At 70.9% G+C, this 422-nt stretch carries 1 protein-coding gene; it reads right to left on the minus strand.

The window, feature by feature from the left end:
* Nucleotides 1-26 precede the first annotated feature (26 nt).
* A partial coding sequence (locus ACOADB_RS10650; protein WP_378598019.1) for an acyl-CoA dehydrogenase family protein occupies nt 27-422 on the minus strand: 396 nt, incomplete at its 5' end.

The raw sequence follows: 422 nt of genomic DNA on the forward strand, positions 1-422 counted from the left end.
GGCCTGTTCCTCGCTGAGCGCGAACCTCATCGTGCCGCCAGCAGGGACTCGAGGATGCGTGCGCGGTGGAAGGCCGGCGTGCCCCAGGCGGTGACGAGCGCCCGGATCTTCGTGATCCAGATGCTCAGGTCGAACTCCTGGGTGTAACCGATCGCTCCGTGGACCTGGAGACCGGTGCGGGAGGCCAGGTAGGCGGCGTCGCCGCAGGCCACCTTCGCGGCCGAGACCGAGCGCGGGGTCGGGTCCAGCGCAGCGCCGAAGACCAGCGGCCGGGCGAAGTCCAGCGCGATCCGTACGTCGGCCAGCTGGTGCTTGATCGCCTGGTAGGACCCGATCTCGCGGCCGAACTGCTTGCGCTGCTTCACGTAGGCCACCGAGTCCGCGAGGACGCGTTCGCCGGCGCCGAGGAGCTGGGCGGCGGT

Source organism: Nocardioides sp. CPCC 206348, assembly GCF_048654705.1.
Classification (GTDB): domain Bacteria; phylum Actinomycetota; class Actinomycetes; order Propionibacteriales; family Nocardioidaceae; genus Nocardioides.